Here is a 21,495-nt window from a genome sequence, read left to right on the forward strand (position 1 = left end):
ACACATCTTTGTATGTCAGCACCAACGAGCTTAGACCTCTCTCGCTGGGTGCTGGGTCAACATACAAGGAGCTGCCGAGTGAAACGAGGCTGCGATCTTTTGATCTGGCCTTTCAGGGTCAAAAGATCGCAGCCTCGTTTCAAGGCAGGTCCTGCGAAGCGTCCCGCAACTCAGAATGTCTTGCTGACGCTCGCGACCACCGTGGCGGTGCACAGGTCACCATAGCCGTACCAGCTCGCGCACTCGCTTTGCGACAGGTCGGTGTCGATGTAGCTCAGGCCCCAGGTAACGCCGACGAACTCCCGGGTGAGCTTGGCTTCCCATTCGTAGTAGGCGTCGCGGTTGTCACCGCTGCCGGACCAGTAGGCCGGGTCCTTGACGTCGCCGCGACCCACGCGCAGGTCCAGCCCCGCGTCAGCCGGCAACTCGATCTTGTAGGCGAGGTAGGTGTAGAGCGTGTCCTGGTCTTCGCCAAACCCGTTGGGCGTGTCGTTGGAGTAGTAAACGCCGAGTTTCACCCCATAGACGTCGAGAATCCCGTACACCTCACTGAAATTGAACTGCCCCTCCTTCGGGTAACTGTACTTGAGATAACCGAAGTCCAGGCTGATGGCGTCGCTCGCCTGCCAGTAGTAACCGGCGTAGTACTCGAGCTCCTGGCGGGTCTTGAACGGGCCGCCGAAATCCACGTTGGAAGTCCAGGCGCCGACATACAGGCCGCTGCTATGCACCAGCGTGGCGCCGGCCTGGATCGCCGGATCACCCAATGTCTGAGAAATCCCCCGGGTACGGTAGTCGCTGAGCGCGGCCAGGCTCATGTCCAGGCTGAAATTGTCGTCAAGGGCCATGGCCTGGGAGGTCAAGGGTGCCAGAGCCAGGCTGGCAAGGGTGAGCAATGCGCGCGGGTTCATACGAATCTCTTGTTTTTATGAGTGGCAGGAATATCGGGCGTGCGGCTGCCGAGCCCCTCGCGGTGCGAGGGGCCAGACGGTTTTTTCAGGGGTGGTGAAGGAGCGGTCAGGACGCCGGGGTGTAGACTTCTTTGCCGGCGAAGAAGGTTTTCAACACCTGGGTGTCGAACAATTCTTCGTCGCAGACCTTGAATACGTCGCGGTCGAGAATGATCAGGTCAGCCTGTTTGCCGGGTAACAGCGAGCCGATCTGTTTCTCCAGACGCAAGGCTTTGGCGGCGTTGATCGTGTAGGCATAAAACATGCTTTGCCGATCGATGCTTTCATTGGCATTCAACACGCCCAGCGGACCTTTTCGGGTACTGGCCTGGGCGATGGCATTCCACGGATTAGGGCTGGATACCGGCCAGTCACTGCCGCCGGCGATCAGCGCCCCTGCGTTATGCAACGACCTCGCCGGATACTGGTAGCCGTAGGCAAAAGCGCTGATGTACGGCTTGACCAGTTCCACGGTATAGCTCTCACCCGTGGCCCACAGTAATTGCATGGAAGCGATCACTCCCAGTTGCTTGAAGCGCGTAAATTCCTTGGGGTTGACCAGTTGCAGGTGGCTGATGCTGTGCGGCATGGGGGTCGGGTTGAGCTTACGCGCATATTCAAACGCATTAAGCGATTCGCGCACCGCGCGGTCCCCGACGGCATGCATGTGCACGATCCAGTCGCGCTGCTCTGCGGCCACCACCAACTCGCCGAAGTGGGCGGGATCAATCAGCAGTTGACCGTCTTTGCCACTGTTCTTGAACGGCACGATCACTGCAGCCGTCTGGCCAGGGAACTCCAGCACGCCATCGGCAAAGACCTTGAGGCCCGGAAATGTCAGGTTGGGCACGCCGGCGAATTTCTGCACGACCTTGTCCAGCACTGCCAGGTCGGCCGGTTTGCTCCTGGGATTGGTCAGCAGTAACGCCGCTACATGCGCCGTGAGTTCGCCTTGTTGCGCCAGTTCGCGGTACAGCGGCAGCACGCCGTAGCTCTGCTCGGTGGCATTGAAATCGAAGAGCGAGTCACCGCTGCCGGCGTTCGCCGCAGCGTCCATCCAGGCGGTAACGCCGTATTGATTATTGACCCTGACAGCTTCCCGCGCCGCCTTCAGCATGACCTGCTGGCTGGGTGGCGGAATCTGGCTGCGGACCAGGTCCCAGCGCGATTCGGCAAAGTAACCGGTGGGGGTGAAATCCTTCTCGTGTCCCACGTAGCTGCGCTCGGATTCCGACAGGCTCTTCACGAGTGCGGCGTCGATCTTCAGGCGCTTGAGCATGGCGTTGTTGGCCCAGCCGGTATGCCCGTCGATCCCACTAAGCACCAATGGCTGATCAGCCCAGCGGCCCTGATTGAAGCGCTGGCCGAGCTGCCGGCTGTTCTCCCAATAGGCCGAACTCACCCCGGCGATGCTGATCACATCACCGGCCCGGGCGCGTCCGGCCCGGTCCTGCTCGATGATCCATTGCTCAAGCTCCGGCAACGGTTTGACCTCGTCCAGCAACGTGGCGCCCATGCTGTCGAACGCAGCCACCACCGGGTGGCTGTGGCTGTCGATCATGCCGGGCATCAACACCTTGCCCCCCAGGTCGATGCGCCGGGTGCGCTCATCGGCCAGGGCATTGATCTGGGCATCGGTGCCCACCTGAAGAATCTTGCCGTCTTGCACGGCCACGGCCTGCACCAGGCCCTGACCTGGTTCGGCGGTGAATACTTTGCCGTTAAACAACACCAGGTCGGCGGCAGCCATCGCTTGCAGCGAGGTCATAGCCAGCGAGGCGGCCAACAGGTTGGGGAGAAATCGTTGCATGGGAATGCTCTCTAGTTTTTTTTATTGAGCGGTCGGAGTGACTGAAGCCTGTGAAGCCTGGGGCAACGCTTGCGGGTCAAGGCCCACAAACGGCGCCTTGGCCCACACCACCTTGCCGCCGACGACAGTCAACAGCACTTCATTGCGGCCCAGTTCTGCTTCCGGCACCTGCATGAAGTTTCTCTTCAGGACGATCAGGTCGGCGAACTTGCCGACTTCAAGCGAGCCGGTGACGGCCTCCAGCTTCAGCTGTTGGGCGGCATTCAAGGTGATGGCCCGCAGCACTTCGCTGCGCGACAGCGCCGGGTCGCCATTGAGTTTGCCGGCATACTCGGGCCCATAGCTGTGGGGGTTCAGCGGATCGCCGGCGCGGGTCACGCCAATTTTCAGCGCGAGGAACTCGTCGAGCGGATCGACCGGCCAGTCGCTACCATAGGCAATGCGCCCACCGGCGTTGGCAATGCTGCCCGACGGTTCCATGCGGGCAAAACGTGCCGACCCCAAATGTTCGTGGGTGCCGTCAATGGTGGACGGCGCCTGCTGGGCCCACTGAAAGGACATGGTTGCCGTCACATCGAGCGCCTTGAAGCGCGGGTAGTCGGCGGGGTCCACCGATTCTGCGTGGGCGATGGCAGGCCGAAAGTCGCTGCCAGGCAGCTGACGGCGCACGTATTCGACACTGTCGAGCGAGGCGCGCACTGCCCGTTCGCCGGTAGCATGCAGATGTGGATCAAGTCCGGCCTGGACAGCCCTGAGCAACAGCGGGTTGAGCGTCTGAGGCGGGAAATATAACTCGCCGAGATTCTTGCCGGGCGTCCACTTGGGGGCCTTCTCGGTCCCGCTGTTTTGCAGATAGGGCGTCAGCATCGCGCCGGTGTCCGCAGGCGCATTGATGATCCCGTCCATGAACAATTTGACGTGACGCATGCTCACACCAGGAGCCGGTTGCGCGTCGCCCTGGTCATAGGTGGCGGCCAGGGCCTTCGCTTCGGCGATGGTCTTTGCCGGGTCCGCTGCTGCGGCGGCCGGGTCCAGTTTGATGGCCAACAGTGCTCGGGAAGTCAGCTCGCCCGACTGCTGCAGCTGAGTGAATGCCTTGGCGCTTTCAGCACCGGACAAGGCATCGAAGAAACTGGTGATGCCTTGCTGGCGCATGGCGTCGAGTGCGGCGCGAGTCTGAATCAACTTCTGTGCATCGCTGGCGGGAGGCACTACGGCGGCCATCGATTCGGCGGCGCCGTCTTCGCAGATGCCAGTGGGATTGCCCGCGCTGTCACGGGCGAACTTGCCGTCGCCGGGATCAACGGTGTGCTTATCGATGCCGGCGAGCGCCAGGCCGCGTGAATTCACCAGCACGGTATGGAAATCGCTGGAGCGTACCTGGATGGGACGTTTGGTCCTGAGGGCGTCCAGCGTCGACTTGTCCGGGTCGCCATCGAGCCCGTCCATGCCCATGCGGTCCCAGCTACCGACTTCCAGCCAGACATCCGGCCCTTTGTCCGGCTCGGCATCCAGGCACGCCTGAATCCGTTCCTGGAATACTTTGCGGGTCATGGTCTGGTATTTCAGATCGCACAAAGTCATCGCCCGACCACCGTCACCCGGGTGCATGTGCGCGTCGATGAAACCGGGCATCAGCATGCGCCCGCCCAGGTCGAGCTGCCGGGTCTGCGGACCGACAAAGGCGGCCACCCCAGCCTCGCTGCCGACGTAGACGATCTTGCCGGCCGTTACCGCAATTGCCTGCTGCACGGAATTCTGGCCATCGACGGTATAGACATAACCGTTGCGCATGACCATGTCGGCGGCGTTGGAACCTTGGGTCTGACACCCCACCAGCGACATGAAGGAAAATGCCGTCGCCGTCGTCACTGCGATACCCAGCCTGGAGAATTTCACGTGTCTCACCTCTGTTTTTATAGTTTTTAAAGCGCCCGATCAGACTGCCGTGCTCGCCCCGTAGTGCAGGAGCTACCCTATAGGGCGCGGCGTTTGAATGGACCTCTACAAATGAGGAGGGTGAGGAAAATACTTGTGGATGCAGCGCGCCGCAGAAGAATCTGTTATCCGGATTTGGCCAGAGGGTTCGCAGAGGGGGAGCGCAGTGCCGACCCCAGTTCGACCTTGCTTTTCACCCCAAGCTGCACATAGCAGTTGCGCAGGTAAGTGCGCACGGTGGCCGGGCTCAAGGCGAGGATTTTGGCGATTTCCTTGTAGGAATGGCCGGCGGCAAACAGCATCGCTGCGGTGCGCTCCCGGGGTGCGAGCATCACCCCGCGTGACAGGGTTTCCAGGGACAGGATCACATGCTCGCCGTTAGGCGAGAGTGTCAGGGCACAGCGTCCCAGGCGCATCACGCACGGCGCTTTGGCTAACTGGACAATCACCTCGGGCGGCAGCGTCGAACCGTCCCACTGCGGCAATTCGCGCTGGATGGCCACACCCAGGGCAGCGCCGATATACAGCAGGCTGCCATCCATGCGGGCCACGCCGAAGTCGCTTGCCCCATTCCCCGTGTCGACGCGAATCATGTCCTGCACCTGGAACCGCCACAACTGCAGCAGATGATCGCAGAAGGCGCTGAACAAACCGGCCGCGTCTTGTTCGAACGCGCACTCATGCTGGCCGCGATACAGGCACACGAAGAACATTAGTCCGCTTTCGGGCAGCTCAAAGGTGATGCACATCGCATGGAACAGATCGTGGCGCCGGGCAAAGGCACTCACGCCTTCGTCCAGATCGTCATAACCGCTGTCGCGCACCACGGTGCCGGGCTTGCTTAAAGTGTCATGGGAAAAACTGTCCGCATCGGCGCCCTTGTGCCATTCCACGGCAAAGGATTCAGGCAGGTCGATCCGCCCGTGCATCCAGCTTTTCGGAGGAATATTGACGCCCGACACTGACATCTCCCCCCACCAGGCCGACGCAAAGGGCACCAGTGAACGAAACGCCTGCAGGCCATCTTCGATGAAGCGGGTTGAGCGATGATCCCGGGCCAGCCGACCCAGTTCCAGCACGCAAAGATTGAACGCCTTTAGCGTTGCCATCGATACCTTGGTGCCGACCTGGTCCCCCTCCTCCATTGGTTCTTATCCTGATCATTACACGACGTATTAATTTGACGATGCCATAGGCGTGCCGGTGCGTCCAGTTCATGACCCGCTGACGTAGGCTAAGGGCTTGCGCCCACGGCCTGAGCGTGCCGATCTTGCTGGCGGTTTCGCGCAAAGGCATCACGATCAGGTCGCCGAGCGTGTGGTAACGCTCAACGCCCTGGCCGGCGAGGCCGAACTGCAGCGACTCAGGCTTGGACGTGGTGACGTAGAGCGTGCCAAACATCCAGTCCCACAGGGACAGGTTGACGCCAAAATTCCTGTCGAAGTGGCGCGGCGCATCGCTGTGATGGATCTGGTGCTGGGCCGGGCTGTTGAGCACATGCTCGATGGCCGGGCCGAACGATAACCACACGTGGCTGTGGCGCAGGTTCGCCGCCAGCCCGTTGAGGATGAACACCAGGTAGGTCACGCCGAACAGGGTGTAGCGGCTGATCTCGCCGCCACAGGCATACCAGAACACACCGGCATAGGCACCGACGATCACGCTGATGGAGAGCTTTTCCACCACCTTCTCCAGGAAATGCACGCGGCTGGCTGTCGCCGGTACCAATACCTGTGCCGAATGGTGGACCTTGTGGAACGCCCAGAGCCAGCGCGTATGAAAGGCGCGGTGGGTCCAGTAATGGGTGAAGTCTCGCGCCAGGAAAACCCCCAGTCCGTACAGCAATGAAAGGCCGAGGTGTTGCTGCACTTGCACGCGAGCCCCCCACAGGTTGGTGAAAAAACCAACGTAGTCGGCCGAGCGCAGGATGTGCGGGTCAACGATGCCGACGATGGGCAGCACCAGCGCGACCTTAAGGATGGCGCGCACAAAGTAGTAGCGGTAATCCAGTAACGCAGAGGGGTGAAAATGCACCTTGCCGGCGCCGATGAATTGCCAGAACGATGAAGCATCAGTCAAACCGCGACGCCTGCGGTAACGAAAAAGGCTGTAGGCGACCGAGTAGGACACGCCAAGGAACAACAGGCCAAAGCGGCCATTGAGGTCGAAGATGCCAACGAACTCGTGGGCGACCGGCTCGATCACCCACGCCATCAGGTAGCCAGAGAGAAGCGCGAAAACTTCCACGACAGATTCGCCTCATGCCAGGGAAGGACGTGGGTTGGAGGAACAGGCGATAAGTGTAGCCGTGGTTCGGCTTTAAAGTTTGATTTCGTTGGCCGCTGTTATGTCGATCCGGCCTACCGGGCCGGTCAGGTGGGCCAGGATTTTGTTGTGTTCGGCAATAATGTCTTCGGCGGTGGTATTGCCGTTATCGACCGTGGAATGCGCGTCGCCGGCGAGTACCACGTCGTAGCCCAGGGCATGCGCCTGGCGGACGGTGGCGTTTACGCAATAGTCGGTTTGCAGGCCGCAGATGATCAGGCGATCAACCTCTCGCTCCAGCAGCAACGCTTCAAGTGGGGTCTGGTAGAAGGAGTCCCCGGTGGTCTTGCCTATTCGCAGGTCCTCGGGCGAAGTGTCCAGTTCCTTGGCGAGTTGCCAGCCCTCGGAGCCATGTTGCAGCAAGTCGCCCTTTTCCTGGTGCTGGATGAGCACGACCGGGATGCTGGCGGCCCTTGCCCTGCCGCTGAGCGTGTTGATGTTGGCAATCACCCGTTGAATATCGAAGCATTGGTACTGGCCGGTGCACAAGGCGTGCTGTACGTCGACGATCAGCAGTGCGGTGGTCATGATTGTCCTTCCTTGAGTGGGTGTGCTGGTGAAGCGCTTTGTGAATACAGAGCGGGGGGAACAGAAAATAGATCTGTCCCCCTGTAAATACAACCTTCAATAACCGAGCGACAGACCGGTATTGCGCCGCGGGTCGTTGGCTCCGTAGAAGCGGTTCTTGCCAACCGGCTTGCCCTCAAGCGAAGGCGCCCCGACCAGAATCGCCGCGACGTGATTGGCATCCTGGGGCCCGGCGAATTTATGGCCCATGCTTTCGAGCATCTTCACCGTGTCGGGACTGGTGGTGAAGGTCTCCAGGTTGGTTTCTTCCGGCAGCCATTGCTGATGGAAACGCGGGGCATCCACCGCTTCCTGGATGTTCATCCCGTAGTCGATCACGTTGAGGATGGTCAGCAGTGTCGCGGTAATGATGCGGCTGCCCCCCGGGGTGCCGACGACCATCACCACCTTGCCGTCTTTGGTCACGATGGTCGGGCTCATCGACGACAGCGGCGCCTTGCCGGGAGCGATGACATTGGCCTCGCCCTGCACCAGGCCATACATGTTCGGTACGCCGATCTTCGAGGTGAAGTCGTCCATTTCGTCGTTGAGGATGACCCCGGTCTTGCTGGCCATGACGCCGGCGCCAAACCAGTCGTTGAGGGTGTAGGTCACCGACACCGCATTGCCCCATTTATCGACGATCGAGTAATGGGTGGTGTTGCTGCCTTCATGGGGCGCAACGCCGGGCTTGATCTCGCGGGACACGCCGGCCTTTTTCGGGTCGATGGCGGCGCGGATTTTGGTCGCGTAGTTCTTGTCCAGCAGGTGTTCGATAGGATTTTTAACGAAATCCGGGTCGCCGAGGTAGCTGTTGCGGTCGACATAGGCGTGGCGCATGGCTTCGATCTGGTAGTGCATGCCCTGGGCCGAACGGTAGCCCAGGTCTTTCATCGGATAGCCGTCGAGGATGTTCATGATCTCGCAGATCACCACGCCGCCGGAGCTTGGCGGTGGCGCCGAGACCACGTGATAACCCCGGTAGTCGCACTCCACAGGTGCCAGTTCGCGGGTTTTGTATTTGTCTAGGTCGGCCTGGGTAATGATGCCCTTGTTGGCCTGGCTGGAGGTGACGATGGCGTCGGCAACCCAACCTTTGTAAAAACCGTCGGCGCCCTTCTCGGAAATTTCCCGCAGGGTTTTGCCCAGGTCTTTTTGCACCAGTTTCTGCCCGACCTGCATCGGCTCGCCGTTGCTCAGGAAGATCGAGCCGGAATCCTTGATGTCTTTTTTGAAGACGTCTGTGGCGTATTCCAACAGCTCGACATCGCCCTGCTGCAGCTCAAAACCGTCTTCAGCGAGCTTGATCGCCGGGGCGATCACTTCCTTGCGCGGCTTGGTGCCGTATTTCGACAGGGCCAGCTCCATGCCCGAGACGGTGCCCGGAACGCCAACTGCCAGGTGGCCTCGGGTACTGAGGTCCGGAACGACATTGCCTTCTTTATCCAGATACATGTCGGCAGTGGCGGCCAACGGGGCTTTTTCACGGAAGTCGAGGAAGGTCTTGCGTCCGTCGGCCAGCTGGATGGTCATGAAACCACCACCGCCAAGGTTGCCCGCTGCGGGATAGACCACCGCCAGCGCATAGCCGACCGCGACTGCAGCATCGACGGCGTTGCCACCGTTCTTGAGCACATCGACACCCACATGGCTGGCCAGGTGTTGGGCGGTGACGACCATGCCGTTTTCGGCGGCAACCGGGGCCACTGAGGCCGCGTAAGCAGACAGGCAACTGAGCGCCAGGGAGGTCGCTATCAGCGATTTGGCAAAAGGTTCGAACTTCATGATTCCGTCTCTTTTTGTTTTCAGGTTCGGGGACAAACAGAGTGAACGCTTCAAGAGCAGTACGAAGTATGGTCGCGATTGCGTATTGCGCCTCCCCGGCGCCGTATTGTCCTACACCGGTCCGCAATCCCCGGCGCTCCCCCGTAGGAGCTGCATGCGAAATTCGAGGCGAAGAAGCCCTTCAGGATGCCTGATCGAGCTGCTCGTCGAACTCCTTCAAGTACTGCCCTGCCAGCGTCTCCTTTTGCTTGTCGCTCAGTAATTTGCCGGCCATCTGGAAGAACTTCTGCTCCTCCTCTTTCAAGTGGTGATGGACCTTCTCGGACAATTTCTTCGCAGTGGCCAGCCAGGACGGGCTGGACATCTCGGTCTCGTCGAGGGTTTCCATCATCTCGTCCATCTCGTGGTGCTCGGAAATGGCGTGACGGCTGAGGTCAACGCCATTGTCGAACTCCATCAACGGGATGTAGAAATGCCGCTCCTCGGCGGTTTCGTGCGCCTGCAGCTCGGACTTCAGGCGCTTGTAGGCCTCGGCACGCTCCGGGGTATCGCCGCTGGTCTGGATCAGCGCATCGGCATAGGTACGTTGACGGTCATGGCTTTCGCGCAAAGCTTCAAAAATATTCACGGTGGTTCCTCATCGGCTGCGTTCTCGAATGACGCTGTTAAGGCTAGACATTTGCGCTTGCACGACAGTTCCACGCCAGGCTGGATCAAACCGCACGCGTCGCGCTACGCTGCTGCCGATTCACTCATGGCCATAAGGATGTAGCTGATGACGCTGCGCATAGAAATCACGCAAGACCCCACTGAAGAGCAGCACCAGGCGATTCTCCTGCCGTTGCGTGCCTATAACGCCTCCAAGGCAGGTGTCACGAAAGCGCAGCCCATCGCCTTGCTGGTGCGCGACGAGCACGACCAGGTTCTCGGCGGTTTGTACGGCAAGGTGTTTTACCAGTGGTTGTATATCGAATTGCTGTCGGTGCCGGAAAATGCCCGGGGACAGGGATTGGGCTCACGGCTGATGCAAATGGCCGAGGATCACGCCAGGGAGAAGGAATGCCTGGGGATCTGGCTCGACACCTTCGAGTTCCAGGCGCCGGGGTTCTACCGCAAGATGGGTTATAGCGAGTTCGGGCATATCGCCGATTACCCGCCGGGGCACAAGCGCTTCTTTTTCCAGAAGCGCCTGACCATCGCCTGACCCTCCAGGCGTTACACAACAACCGTGTGGGGGCGAGCAGGCTCACTCCCACAGGTTGAAATGTGTAATTTCGTTGAATCAGAGGCAGGTTGCCAACGCAGCCAAGCGGCGCTTGGCCACGAAATCGTCCTGCCGGGCGTAATAGCTCAGCACGGTCCCCGACGCATCCGTGGTCACGTCCACGAACGATTCCGCGGCACGGGTGTAGACGGTCGACCCGCCCTTCTCGCCCGGTTGCAGGTAGGCACCCGCATCGACGCCGAACACCGCCTCGTCCTGCCAGGAAAACTGCACGCACTGGGCGACGACTTTTTCCGGTTTGTCCGACTTCAGGGTCTGGTACGGGGTTTTGGTCCTAGCATCGTTCATCACCGAGCCGGCGCAGCCCGCCAGCAGGGTAGCGGCCAGGGCCAGCAGCAGAATTCGCATTGCGTTCACTCATCAGGAAAAAGCCGACTGTATCATCCAGGCAGGACGTTTCATTCTGCTTTACTTCATTTATACCGCGACACCGCGAGACGATTCGCGCACCCTGTCGCGCCATAAACGTCCGATTGCCCGATTTGCGGGCCATTTTCTGGAAAGGTCATGACACCCAACGCCCAATACTACAAACCTACCGCCGAATACGCCGACAAGCTGATCAGCCAGATTGGCCAGACCCCGTCCTGGATCGCCAAGCGCATCGGTGTGACCGACAAGCGCATCCGCTACATCCTTGAAGGCGAACGCACCGTCAAGGGCGAGACCACGCCAATCCAGATGACCTACCCTGAGCAATTTGCCCTGGAGTGTCTGGCGGCAGCGGCCAAGGCCAGCAAAAAGCAGACTTCGTAAGCCCTTGCCAAGGAGCGACCATGGCAGCAACCGAACAGCAACATGATCAGGCACTGAAGAAGTTTCTCGACGAGCGCCCTGAACTGCGCGTCGAACTCGACACCCTCAACCCTCTGCTGGCCCAGGCCAAGGGCGAGACCGCCGCGCAGTACCGCGAAGAGCGGCTGCACGAAGCCTTCGAAGCCGAGGCCGAGCACCTGGGTTTGTTTGCCTGGGAGTTGACGCTGCAATTGACCGCAGCGACTGAAGCGGACTATCAGGCGCAGCGCCTGGAAGTTCACCGCGAAGTGGCCGAGATGGCGGGCATGGACTGGTTGGAGTATTGCGAGTTATATGGGTTGGCCCACTAACCCATCACACAAGGATGCCCGCACCGATGTTGCCATCGTCCTCCAGTAACCGAGCCAGCGACGGCCATCTGCACGCTCGCAAATGGCGTGGTCGCATCGGCCTGTCGCTGGTCGCCAGCCTCTCGGTGCTCGCCGGCATGACCGATGCCATTGGCTTCATGGCCAGTGGCGATTTCGTCTCGTTCATGAGCGGCAACACCACCCGCCTCGCCGTGGCCATCAGTGACGGCGATGTGGGCCTGACCTTGCGCCTGGTGATCCTGGTGGCCACCTTCGTCGTCGGCAATGCCCTGGGAATTGTTGTCAGTCGCCTCGGCGGCCGCCGGGCGCTGCCGTTGTTGCTGTGCATCGCCATGCTGCTGTGCGGCGCGGCGGCCTGGCCTTATGCAGATCAGCTGCCCGCCCTGCTGGCGGCGATCATCGCCATGGGCATGCTCAATGCAGCCGTGGAAGAGGTCAATGGCCTGCCGGTCGGGCTCACCTACGTGACTGGCGCCCTCTCGCGGTTTGGTCGTGGATTGGGCCGATGGATGCTGGGCGAACGGCGCAACGGCTGGCGGGTGCAGTTGATCCCGTGGACCGGGATGTTCGCCGGTGCGGTGCTGGGGGCGCTGCTGGAGCATCATCTGGGGCTCAAGGCGCTGTTTGTCAGCGGGCTGCTGGCGGGGGTGATCGGGGTGCTGTCGCGGAGGATTCCACGGCGTTGGCAATTGGGGTATATGCCGCGGTAGATCCAAATGTCGTTGTTGAGGCGCCGGCCGCTTTCGCGGTGCAAGTAGAATCGTCGCACCGCCGCTCCCACAGGGTATTGGTGGTGTGCGCAGTATTTGTGGATGGCCGACACCTCTGTGTGAGCAAGGCTTGCCCGCGATGGCGTCTGCACAGCGCCTCGGCCTCTGCAGAAACCTACTTCGCCGCACAGCCGATAAAGCTTTATCATGCTCGCAGTTCCGCTGATCGAGTCCGTCATGAAGTTCGCCATCGCGCTGTTTTCCGCCGCCCATGCGCCCTCCTCGCGCCGCGCCCTGTTGTTCGCCCAGGCCGCGCTGGCCGGGGGGCATGAGATTGTCCGGCTGTTTTTCTACCAGGACGGCGTCTATAACGCATCGACCAGTGTAGTGACTGCTCAGGATGAGCTGGACCTGCCCCGGCAATGGCGCGAATTCGTCGCCGACCATCAACTCGACGGCGTGGTGTGCATCGCCGCCGCCCTGCGCCGCGGTGTGTTGAATGAGGAAGAAGCCAGTCGTTACCAGCGTTCGGTCGCGGTCGGTGCACCGTGGGAGCTGTCCGGCCTTGGCCAGCTGCACGACGCGGTCCAGAACGCCGACCGCCTGATCTGCTTCGGAGGCGCGTAAAATGGCCAAATCCTTGTTGATCATCAGCCGCCAGTCGCCCTGGTCCGGGCCGAGCGCACGGGAGGCGCTGGACATCGTGCTCGCCGGTGGCGCCTTCGACCTGCCCATCGGCCTGCTGTTTCTCGATGACGGAGTGTTCCAGCTCGCCACCGGACAGGACGCCAGGGCCCTGCAGCAGAAAGACCTCAGTGCCAATCTGCAAGCGCTGCCGATGTTCGGTGTCGAAGAGTTGTTCGTCTGTGCCGACAGTGCCTGCGCCCGGGGCCTGAGCAATTTTGCGCTGGAAGAGGCCCAGGGGCTGGCCGCCCACGAAGTCACTGCACTTATTGACCGTTACGATCAGGTGATTACCCTCTGATGTCGACCTTGCACGTATTGTCTCATTCCCCCTTCGGCGATGACCGCCTGACCAGTTGCCTGCGCATCATCGGTACTGACGATGGGCTACTGCTCTGTGGCGATGCGGTCCATGCCTTGCAACCGGGCACTGCCCCCTTCAACGCACTAAGCACTCGCGCCCTGAAACTGTTCGTGCTGGCCGAAGACGCCCAGGCCCGGGCGGTGAACGTTCCGGACTGCGCCGCCAGCATCGACTACCCGGCCTTCGTTGAACTGTCTGTCCATTACGACAAGGTCAACAGCTGGTTATGAATGCGCTGACAGTCGGCGCCCGCGCCATCGAACTGGACAAGGACGGTTTCCTGGTTGAACTCAGCGACTGGTCCGCCGAAGTGGCCAGCGCCCTGGCCGCCGCCGAAGACATCGAGCTGGGCCCCGAACATTGGGAGATCCTCGAACTGTTGCGCAGCTTCTATGCCGAGTTCCAGTTGTCACCGGCTACGCGACCGCTGATCAAGTACACCGCATTGAAGCTCGGCCCGGAAAAAGGCAACAGCCTGCACCTCAACCGACTGTTCAAAGGCACCCCTGCCAAACTCGCCGCAAAACTGGCGGGCCTGCCCAAACCGACGAATTGCTTATGACCGACTACCCAGCGCTGACCCTCGAAACCCCCGCTGAACACCCGTTCGCCCAGTTCGTGCGAATTCTCGGCAAGGGCAAGCGTGGTGCCCGCGACCTGACCCGGGTCGAAGCACGGGTCGCCATGGGCATGGTGCTCGACGATCAGGTCGAGGACACCCAGCTGGGCGCATTTCTGATGCTGTTGCGCCACAAGGAAGAAAGCGCCGAGGAAATGGCCGGCTTTACCGAAGCCTTGCGTGAGCGTTTGCAGGCGCCAGCGTTGAATGTTGACCTGGACTGGCCGACCTACGCCGGCAAAAAGCGCCACCTGCCGTGGTACCTGCTGGCGGCCAAGTGCCTGGCGCAGAACGGCGTGCGAATTTTCATGCATGGTGGCGGCGCGCACACGGCCGGCCGGCTGTACAGCGAGCAGTTGCTGCAACACTTGCAGATCCCGCTGTGCCGCACTTGGCAGCAGGTCGGTGCCGCGCTGGAGGATGGCGGCCTGGCGTTCATGCCGCTGGTGGACTGGGCGCCGCAACTTCAGCGCATGATCGACTTGCGCAACACACTGGGCCTGCGTTCGCCGATCCATTCCCTGACCCGCATTCTCAACCCGCTGGGCGCGCGCTGCGGCCTGCAAAGCATCTTCCATCCCGGTTACCAGGCGGTGCACCGCGATGCCAGCGGCCTGCTCGGCGACACCGCGATCGTGGTCAAGGGCGATGGTGGCGAAATCGAGATCAACCCGGACGCCGACAGCCACCTCTATGGCACTACCGGCGGTGTCAGCTGGGATGAGGAATGGCCACAGATGTCCAGCCAGCGGCACGTCAAACCGTCTGCACTGGACCCTGAACACTTGAAGGCGGTGTGGCGCGGCGACGTGGTCGACAGCTACCCGCAAATGGCCCTGATCTCGACCATGGCCTTGGCCTTGCGCGGCCTCGGCCAACCCCGGGAGCAGGCGTTCGAAACGGCCCGGCAGTATTGGGAAGCCCGGGACAGATCGATTTAACCGATCATAACCGCCCAACCTTTGCGCTTTTTGTTCGAACCTATCGGAATAGACTCCTCTCCAATGCTTATTGGTTGAGGAGTCTTGAACATGGGTTTGTTAGTTGAAGGTCGCTGGCATGACCAGTGGTACGAAAGCAGCAAAGACGGCGCATTCCAGCGCGAGCAGGCCCAGCGCCGCAACTGGGTGACCGCCGACGGCCAACCCGGCCCCAGCGGTGTCGGTGGCTTTGCCGCCGAGGCCGGGCGCTATCATCTGTACGTTTCCCTTGCCTGTCCCTGGGCCCATCGCACATTGATCCTGCGCAAACTCAAAGGCCTCGAAGGGCTCATCGACGTGTCGGTGGTCAGTTGGCTGATGTTGGAAAACGGCTGGACCTTCGACGAGAATCTCGGCTCCACCGGTGACAAGCTCGATCACTTTGATTTCATGCACCAGCGTTACACCGCCGATACCGCCAACTACACCGGTCGCGTCACGGTGCCGGTCCTCTGGGACAAGCAGCAGCAACGGATCGTCAGCAACGAATCGGCGGAAATTATTCGCATGTTCAACAGTGCGTTCGATGACCTGACCGGCAACGACCTGGACTTCTACCCAGCGGCGCTGCGCAGTGAGATCGATGGGCTGAACGAGCGAATTTATCCGGCAGTGAACAATGGCGTGTATCGCGCGGGCTTTGCCACGTCGCAGCAGGCCTACGAACAGGCATTCGACGAAGTGTTTGCGGAGCTGGACCGGCTGGAAGCGCTATTGGGCGCCAATCGCTACCTGGTGGGTGAGTACCTGACCGAGGCTGATGTTCGGCTGTTTACTACGTTGATTCGGTTCGATGCGGTGTACCACGGGCATTTCAAGTGCAACCTGCGACGGATCGCCGATTACCCGAACCTGTCGAACTGGTTGCGGGAGATGTATCAGTGGCCGGGGATTGCCGAGACGGTGGATTTCACCCACATCAAGCATCACTACTACGGCAGCCACAAGACCATCAACCCGACTGGGGTTGTGCCCAAGGGGCCGCAGCAGGATTTTACTGGCGGGCATGATCGGGCGCGGTTGAGTGGGAAAGGGGTTTGGCAGCAGCATTAAGATCAAAAGATCGCAGCCTTCGGCAGCTCCTACAGGGGATCGCATCATCCTGTAGGAGCTGCCGAAGGCTGCGATCTTTTCCCCCCTGACTCCGCAATTGTAGATTCAGACCTGCGCTTGAGCCCCTTCAAACCACGCCAGTTTCTCGCGCAGTTGCACCACTTCCCCAACAATCACCAGGGTCGGGGCATGCACTTCATGCTCCGCCACCAGCCGTGGAAGATCGGCCAGGGTCCCGGTGAACACCCGTTGATTGACCGTGGTGCCCTGCTGGATCAATGCCGCCGGGGTATCTGACGCGCGGCCATGCCTGATCAGTTCTTCGCAGATGATCGGCAAGCCCACCAGCCCCATATAAAACACCAGCGTCTGCGCCGGCGCGACGAGGTCGGCCCACGGCAGGTCGGTGGAGCCATCCTTGAGGTGACCGGTGACAAAGCGTACGGACTGCGCGTAATCGCGGTGCGTCAGCGGGATGCCCGCATAAGCGGCGCAGCCACTGGCGGCAGTGATGCCGGGCACCACCTGGAACGGGATGCCATGGGCTGCCAGTTCCTCGATCTCTTCACCGCCACGGCCGAAGATGAACGGATCACCGCCCTTCAACCGCACCACGCGCTTGCCCTGTTTGGCCAGATCCACCAACTGCTGGTTGATCTGATCCTGGGGCACCGCATGATCGGCCCGACGCTTGCCAACATAGATCCGCTCGGCATCGCGACGGCACAAGTCGAGAATCGCCGGCGCCACCAGGCGGTCATACAGCACCACGTCGGCTTGCTGCATCAGGCGCAGTGCACGAAACGTCAGCAGGTCCGGATCACCCGGGCCTGCGCCCACCAGATACACCTCGCCGGTCGCCACCGTGGCTTCACCGTCGATTTTCGCCTGCAGCAGGCGCTCGGCCTCGCTGCCCTGCCCGGCCAGTTGCCGATCGGCGATGGGGCCCTGGAACACGTCTTCCCAGAACGCCCGGCGCTGCTGCACATCCGGGAACAGCCCTTTGACCTGGCTGCGAAAACGCGCCGCCAGACCGGCCAACTGACCGTAAGTGGAGGGAATCCAGGTTTCCAGTTTGGCGCGGATCAAGCGCGCCAGCACCGGTGCATCACCGCCGCTGGAGACCGCGATGATCAACGGCGAACGGTCGACGATCGCCGGGAAGATCACGCTGCACAGCGCCGGTGCATCCACCACGTTGACCGGCACACAGCGCCGATGGGCATCGGCGGAGACTTGTGCGTTCAACGGTTCGTCGTCGGTGGCGGCAATGATCAGCCCGCAACCGTGCAAATCCGACTCGACGTAACCGCGCAGCACGCACTCGCCCCCGCTGCCAGCCACAAGCTCACGCAATTGCGATTCGATTTCAGGTGCAACCACTCGCAGCAGGGCACCGGCTTCGGCCAGCAGGCGGGATTTGCGCAAGGCAATCTCCCCCCCACCGACGACCAACACACGACTGCCGCGAAGGTTGTGAAACAGCGGCAGATAGTCCATTTAGCCGATGACCTCGAGGCCACCCATGTACGGCTTCAGCACCTGCGGCACGCGGATCGAACCGTCGGCCTGCTGGTAGTTTTCGAGCACGGCAACCAGGGTACGACCGACCGCCAGGCCAGAACCGTTGAGGGTGTGAACCAGCTCAGGCTTGCCGGTTTCCGGGTTGCGGAAACGCGCCTGCATGCGCCGGGCCTGGAAATCGCCACAGTTGGAGCACGACGAAATCTCGCGGTACTTGTCCTGGCTCGGAATCCACACTTCCAGGTCGTAGGTCTTGACCGCGCTGAAACCCATGTCGCCCGTGCACAGCGCCAGGGTGCGGTAAGGCAGCTCCAGCAGTTGCAGGACTTTCTCGGCGTTGGCGGTCAGGCCTTCCAGGGCTTGCATGGAAGTCGATGGCTCGACGATCTGGACCATCTCGACCTTGTCGAACTGGTGCTGGCGGATCATGCCACGGGTGTCACGACCCGACGCGCCAGCTTCACTGCGGAAGCATGGCGTGTGGGCGACGAACTTGATGGGCAGCAGTTTCGAGTCGACGATTTCGCCGGCTACGATGTTGGTCAGCGACACTTCGGCCGTCGGGATCAGGTACAGATCGGCTTCGCCTTCGCGAGCGATCTTGAACAGGTCTTCCTCGAACTTCGGCAACTGGCCGGTGCCTTGCAGCGCAGGCGCCTGGACCAGGTAAGGCGTGTACGCCTCTTCATAGCCATGCTCGCTGGTGTGCAGGTTGATCATGAATTGCGCCAGGGCTCGGTGCAGACGAGCGATCGGCCCGCGCAACAGGGCAAAGCGTGCACCGGACAGCTTGGCGGCGGTTTCGAAATCCAGCCAGCCGAATTTTTCGCCCAGGGCCACGTGATCCTGAACCGGGAAATCGAAAGCGGTCGGCGTACCCCAGCGGCGCACTTCGACGTTGTCGTCTTCATCCTTGCCGACCGGCACGGACTCGTGCGGCAGGTTCGGAATACCAAGCAGGATCGAGTCCAGCTCGGTCTGAATGGCGTCCAGCTCGACTTTGCCGGCGCCCAGTTCGTTGCCCATGCGCTCGACGTCCGCCATCAGCGGCGCGATGTCTTCGCCGCGCTGCTTGGCCTGACCGATGGACTTGGAACGCGCATTACGTTCAGCCTGCAGTGCTTCGGTGCGGGTCTGGACGGTCTTGCGCTGTTCTTCCAGCGCTTCGATGCGCGCAACATCCAGAGTGTAGCCACGGGATGCCAGGCGGTCCGCTACGTCCTGAAGGTTGCTACGTAACAGTTTGGAATCGAGCATGTCGGTCTCTCGTTATCAAAGTTTGGTCAGGGACAGGCCGGCCCAGGTGGCGAGCAGCCCGCCGAATACGCTGATGGCTGCATAGCCCAAGGCTAGCAGGACTTGCCCGCTTTCCAGCAGGCGCACCGTATCCAGTGAAAAAGATGAAAAAGTCGTCAGCCCCCCAAGGAAGCCAACCATCAACCCGGCGCGCACCTCTATCGGCACTTCCGGGCGTATCAGAAACAGGCCGTACAACACGCCGATCAGCAGACAGCCCACGATATTAACGGCCAGCGTAGCGGTATAGAAGTGCCGCGGCCAATTTGCGTTGACCCAATTGCCGGTGGCGAAGCGTAACAGCGTGCCGGCGACGCCGCCGATCGAAACGGCGATAACCAGTGGAATCACTATTTTCTCCGCTGCCTGGGGCTCAGACGATCAAGTTGGGCAAGGTGGTTGAGCTTCTCGCCGATCTTCAACTCCAGTCCCCGAGGCACGGGTTGATAGAACGGTTGTGGCTCGAGTTCTTCAGGAAAATAATCTTCGCCGGCCGCGTAAGCGTCCGGCTCATCGTGGGCATAACGGTACTCGTCGCCATAGCCCAGTTGTTTCATCAGCTTGGTGGGTGCGTTGCGCAAGTGCAGCGGCACTTCGAGGGAGCCATGTTCGGTAGCACTGCGCATGGCGGCCTTGAAGCCCATGTACACCGCATTGCTCTTCGGCGCGCAGGCCAGGTAGGTGATGGCCTGCGCCACGGCCAGCTCGCCTTCCGGGCTGCCCAGGCGCTCCTGCACTTCCCACGCCGCCAGGCACAGGCTCAGGGCGCGGGGGTCGGCGTTGCCAATATCTTCGCTGGCCATGCGCACCACGCGCCGGGCCAGGTAAAGGGGGTCGCAACCGCCGTCGATCATTCGCGCGAACCAGTACAGCGCACCGTCGGGATTGGAGCCGCGCACCGACTTATGCAGCGCGGAGATCTGGTCGTAAAACGCTTCGCCACCCTTGTCGAAGCGCCGACGGGTATCGCCGAGCAGGCTCTGCAGCAGGTCGACGCCGATTTCGCTGTGGTCTTCGGCGAGGTCCGAGGCGTTTTCCAGCAGATTGAGCAGGCGCCGGCCATCGCCATCGGCGGCGTTCAGCAGCATCTGGAAGCCTTCATCGCTGAGGGTCAGCTGCCGTTTGCCCAGGCCGCGCTCTTCGGTGAGGGCGCGCTGCACCAGCTTGCGCAGGGCCGCTTCGTCGAGGCTTTTGAGCACGTAGACGCGGGCACGGGACAGCAAGGCGTTGTTGAGTTCGAACGAGGGGTTTTCGGTGGTCGCGCCGATGAAAATCAGGGTGCCGTCTTCAACGTAGGGCAGGAACGCATCCTGCTGGGACTTGTTGAAGCGGTGCACTTCATCGACGAACAAAATGGTGCGTTTGCCGTACTGCCCGGCCTGCTGCTTGGCGATTTCCACCGCCTGGCGGATTTCCTTCACCCCGGCCAGTACCGCCGACACCGTTTCGAAATGCGCGTCCGAGACTTCAGCCAGGAGTCGCGCCAGGGTGGTCTTGCCCACACCCGGCGGGCCCCAGAAGATCATCGAATGCAGCGCACCCTGCTCGAGGGCTTCGCGCAGGGGCTTGCCGCGAGCCAGCAGGTGTTCCTGGCCGACGTACTCATCCAGATTGGCCGCACGCAGGCGGGCGGCCAGGGGTTGAGCTATCGGGGCGCTGCTGAACAGGTCCATCACTGCTTATGAAACCTCACTGGGTCCTGATGCCGATCACTCTATTATTTGAACGCTGCGATCCCTGTGGGAGCGGGCTTGCCCGCGATGACGACATTAAATTCAAGATCATGGTTTTCTGACCCGACGCCATCGCGGGCAAGCCCGCTCCCACAGGTTCTGCGTCTTACTCTTGAATGACGTCCGCGCCCTTCGGAATGTCGAACTTGAACCTGGACGCCGGGATCGGCTCGTTGGCCTTCACCCCGGTGAACAGGATATTGGTGCGCTGGCCGACGCTGTCGATCAGTTGCATGTCATTGACCAGGCCATTGCGGAACGACAGGCGCAGGCTGTCGAACAGGGTGTCCTTGGTTTTTGGCTTCAGGGTGAAGTCGATCACACCACCGGCTTCCTTGGCGCTGATGTCGAAGCTCTGGCTGATCTTGGACACGTCACCGGACAGCAGCAGCGCCGGGGTCTGGGTCAGGCGCTGGTCGAGGTTCTTGATGGTGACCTGCTCCAGGTCCGGGTCCCACAGCGAGACCTTCTTGCCATCGGACACCATCAACTGTTCCTGCGGCGCATCCGTGTGCCAGTAGAACAAGCCCGGGCGTTGCAGCGACATCTGCCCTGCGGTTTCCTGCAATTGGGTGCCACCGCCATCCAGGGTCAGCTGGGAGAAGCGTGCGCTCAGGGTCTGGGATTTTTCCAGGAGTTGGGTCAGGCGCGCCACGTCCTTGTCATCGGCGTGGGCCGAAAGCGTGGTCAAAGCCAGTACCGGCAGCAACAGCATGCGGATAAGACGCATGGGAGTCCTCTTGAT

Annotated in this window: 23 protein-coding genes and 1 pseudogene; 10 read left to right on the forward strand and 14 right to left on the reverse strand. The window is 61.2% G+C overall.

What is annotated here, in order from left to right:
- Window positions 1-170: 170 nt before the first annotated feature.
- The 8 genes and pseudogenes from AAEZ05_RS14530 to AAEZ05_RS14565 form a co-directional block, all read right to left on the reverse strand.
- The gene (locus AAEZ05_RS14530; RefSeq protein WP_350647852.1) at window positions 171-911 is read right to left on the reverse strand and encodes a TorF family putative porin; all 741 of its coding nucleotides are present in this window, start codon (window positions 909-911) and stop codon (window positions 171-173) included.
- Between the two features lie 106 nt (window positions 912-1,017).
- Entirely contained in the window at window positions 1,018-2,760 is a 1,743-nt protein-coding gene (locus tag AAEZ05_RS14535; protein ID WP_350647854.1) for an amidohydrolase, read from the reverse strand.
- A 21-nt stretch (window positions 2,761-2,781) separates the two neighbouring features.
- Window positions 2,782-4,659: an amidohydrolase gene (locus AAEZ05_RS14540; RefSeq protein WP_350647856.1), complete on the reverse strand. Its 1,878-nt coding sequence runs from the start codon at window positions 4,657-4,659 to the stop codon at window positions 2,782-2,784.
- 164 nt (window positions 4,660-4,823) lie between these two features.
- Complete coding sequence (locus AAEZ05_RS14545) at window positions 4,824-5,843, reverse strand: helix-turn-helix transcriptional regulator (RefSeq protein ID WP_045062233.1); 1,020 nt, start codon at window positions 5,841-5,843, stop codon at window positions 4,824-4,826.
- Between the two features lie 109 nt (window positions 5,844-5,952).
- A pseudogene (locus AAEZ05_RS14550) lies at window positions 5,953-6,945 on the reverse strand (sterol desaturase family protein); the annotation flags it as partial.
- A 72-nt stretch (window positions 6,946-7,017) separates the two neighbouring features.
- Window positions 7,018-7,551, reverse strand: coding sequence for a cysteine hydrolase family protein (locus AAEZ05_RS14555; protein ID WP_350599693.1), 534 nt, complete (start codon window positions 7,549-7,551; stop codon window positions 7,018-7,020).
- 96 nt (window positions 7,552-7,647) lie between these two features.
- Window positions 7,648-9,375 carry a gamma-glutamyltransferase gene (gene ggt / locus AAEZ05_RS14560; RefSeq protein WP_045062239.1) on the reverse strand — a complete coding sequence of 576 codons (1,728 nt, stop codon included), beginning with the start codon at window positions 9,373-9,375 and terminating at the stop codon, window positions 7,648-7,650.
- Window positions 9,376-9,556: 181 nt separating this feature from the next.
- On the reverse strand, window positions 9,557-10,003 hold the full coding sequence (locus AAEZ05_RS14565; RefSeq protein WP_045062241.1) for a hemerythrin domain-containing protein: 447 nt from the start codon (window positions 10,001-10,003) through the stop codon (window positions 9,557-9,559).
- 147 nt (window positions 10,004-10,150) lie between these two features.
- Between AAEZ05_RS14565 and AAEZ05_RS14570 the strand changes: the two genes are divergently transcribed.
- On the forward strand, window positions 10,151-10,579 hold the full coding sequence (locus AAEZ05_RS14570; protein ID WP_045062243.1) for a GNAT family N-acetyltransferase: 429 nt from the start codon (window positions 10,151-10,153) through the stop codon (window positions 10,577-10,579).
- A gap of 78 nt (window positions 10,580-10,657) precedes the next feature.
- Here AAEZ05_RS14570 and AAEZ05_RS14575 read toward each other — a convergent pair whose 3' ends face one another.
- The gene (locus AAEZ05_RS14575; protein WP_350647859.1) at window positions 10,658-11,008 is read right to left on the reverse strand and encodes a hypothetical protein; all 351 of its coding nucleotides are present in this window, start codon (window positions 11,006-11,008) and stop codon (window positions 10,658-10,660) included.
- 159 nt (window positions 11,009-11,167) lie between these two features.
- Here AAEZ05_RS14575 and AAEZ05_RS14580 point away from each other — a divergent pair, with 159 nt between their 5' ends.
- The 9 genes from AAEZ05_RS14580 to AAEZ05_RS14620 all read left to right on the forward strand — a co-directional run bounded on the left by AAEZ05_RS14580 (window position 11,168) and on the right by AAEZ05_RS14620 (window position 16,197).
- Window positions 11,168-11,416, forward strand: coding sequence for a hypothetical protein (locus AAEZ05_RS14580; protein ID WP_350647861.1), 249 nt, complete (start codon window positions 11,168-11,170; stop codon window positions 11,414-11,416).
- Between the two features lie 20 nt (window positions 11,417-11,436).
- The gene (locus AAEZ05_RS14585; protein ID WP_350599695.1) at window positions 11,437-11,766 is read left to right on the forward strand and encodes a DUF6388 family protein; all 330 of its coding nucleotides are present in this window, start codon (window positions 11,437-11,439) and stop codon (window positions 11,764-11,766) included.
- A 26-nt stretch (window positions 11,767-11,792) separates the two neighbouring features.
- Complete coding sequence (locus tag AAEZ05_RS14590; RefSeq protein WP_350647863.1) at window positions 11,793-12,497, forward strand: YoaK family protein; 705 nt, start codon at window positions 11,793-11,795, stop codon at window positions 12,495-12,497.
- Between the two features lie 237 nt (window positions 12,498-12,734).
- Window positions 12,735-13,124, forward strand: coding sequence for a sulfurtransferase complex subunit TusD (tusD, locus tag AAEZ05_RS14595; RefSeq protein WP_045062346.1), 390 nt, complete (start codon window positions 12,735-12,737; stop codon window positions 13,122-13,124).
- Between the two features lies 1 nt (window position 13,125).
- The gene (gene tusC, locus AAEZ05_RS14600) at window positions 13,126-13,482 is read left to right on the forward strand and encodes a sulfurtransferase complex subunit TusC (RefSeq protein ID WP_045062254.1); all 357 of its coding nucleotides are present in this window, start codon (window positions 13,126-13,128) and stop codon (window positions 13,480-13,482) included.
- On the forward strand, window positions 13,482-13,775 hold the full coding sequence (gene tusB, locus AAEZ05_RS14605; RefSeq protein ID WP_045062255.1) for a sulfurtransferase complex subunit TusB: 294 nt from the start codon (window positions 13,482-13,484) through the stop codon (window positions 13,773-13,775). Before tusC ends, tusB begins: the two co-directional genes overlap by 1 nt.
- Window positions 13,772-14,107 (forward strand): TusE/DsrC/DsvC family sulfur relay protein, encoded by a 336-nt coding sequence (locus tag AAEZ05_RS14610; protein WP_045062257.1) that lies wholly within the window; start codon window positions 13,772-13,774, stop codon window positions 14,105-14,107. Before tusB ends, AAEZ05_RS14610 begins: the two co-directional genes overlap by 4 nt.
- Complete coding sequence (locus AAEZ05_RS14615) at window positions 14,104-15,105, forward strand: glycosyl transferase family protein (protein ID WP_045062260.1); 1,002 nt, start codon at window positions 14,104-14,106, stop codon at window positions 15,103-15,105. The genes AAEZ05_RS14610 and AAEZ05_RS14615 overlap by 4 nt, the downstream gene beginning before the upstream one ends.
- Window positions 15,106-15,195: 90 nt before the next feature.
- Entirely contained in the window at window positions 15,196-16,197 is a 1,002-nt protein-coding gene (locus AAEZ05_RS14620; RefSeq protein ID WP_045062262.1) for a glutathione S-transferase family protein, read from the forward strand.
- 105 nt (window positions 16,198-16,302) lie between these two features.
- Here the strand turns inward: AAEZ05_RS14620 and cysG are convergent, their stop codons facing one another.
- The 5 genes from cysG to lolA all read right to left on the reverse strand — a co-directional run bounded on the left by cysG (window position 16,303) and on the right by lolA (window position 21,480).
- A complete protein-coding gene (cysG, locus tag AAEZ05_RS14625) occupies window positions 16,303-17,697 on the reverse strand; it encodes a siroheme synthase CysG (RefSeq protein WP_045062264.1) in 1,395 nt (464 codons plus the stop codon).
- The gene (gene serS / locus AAEZ05_RS14630; protein ID WP_045062266.1) at window positions 17,698-18,978 is read right to left on the reverse strand and encodes a serine--tRNA ligase; all 1,281 of its coding nucleotides are present in this window, start codon (window positions 18,976-18,978) and stop codon (window positions 17,698-17,700) included.
- 15 nt (window positions 18,979-18,993) lie between these two features.
- Window positions 18,994-19,368 (reverse strand): fluoride efflux transporter CrcB, encoded by a 375-nt coding sequence (crcB, locus tag AAEZ05_RS14635; protein WP_045062268.1) that lies wholly within the window; start codon window positions 19,366-19,368, stop codon window positions 18,994-18,996.
- A complete protein-coding gene (locus tag AAEZ05_RS14640; RefSeq protein WP_045062270.1) occupies window positions 19,368-20,690 on the reverse strand; it encodes a replication-associated recombination protein A in 1,323 nt (440 codons plus the stop codon). The genes crcB and AAEZ05_RS14640 overlap by 1 nt, the downstream gene beginning before the upstream one ends.
- 166 nt (window positions 20,691-20,856) lie before the next feature.
- Window positions 20,857-21,480, reverse strand: coding sequence for an outer membrane lipoprotein periplasmic chaperone LolA (gene lolA / locus AAEZ05_RS14645; RefSeq protein ID WP_045062272.1), 624 nt, complete (start codon window positions 21,478-21,480; stop codon window positions 20,857-20,859).
- Between the last annotated feature and the right edge of the window lie 15 nt (window positions 21,481-21,495).

This window comes from Pseudomonas sp. HY13-MNA-CIBAN-0226, assembly GCF_040310305.1.
Classification (GTDB): domain Bacteria; phylum Pseudomonadota; class Gammaproteobacteria; order Pseudomonadales; family Pseudomonadaceae; genus Aquipseudomonas; species Aquipseudomonas gregormendelii.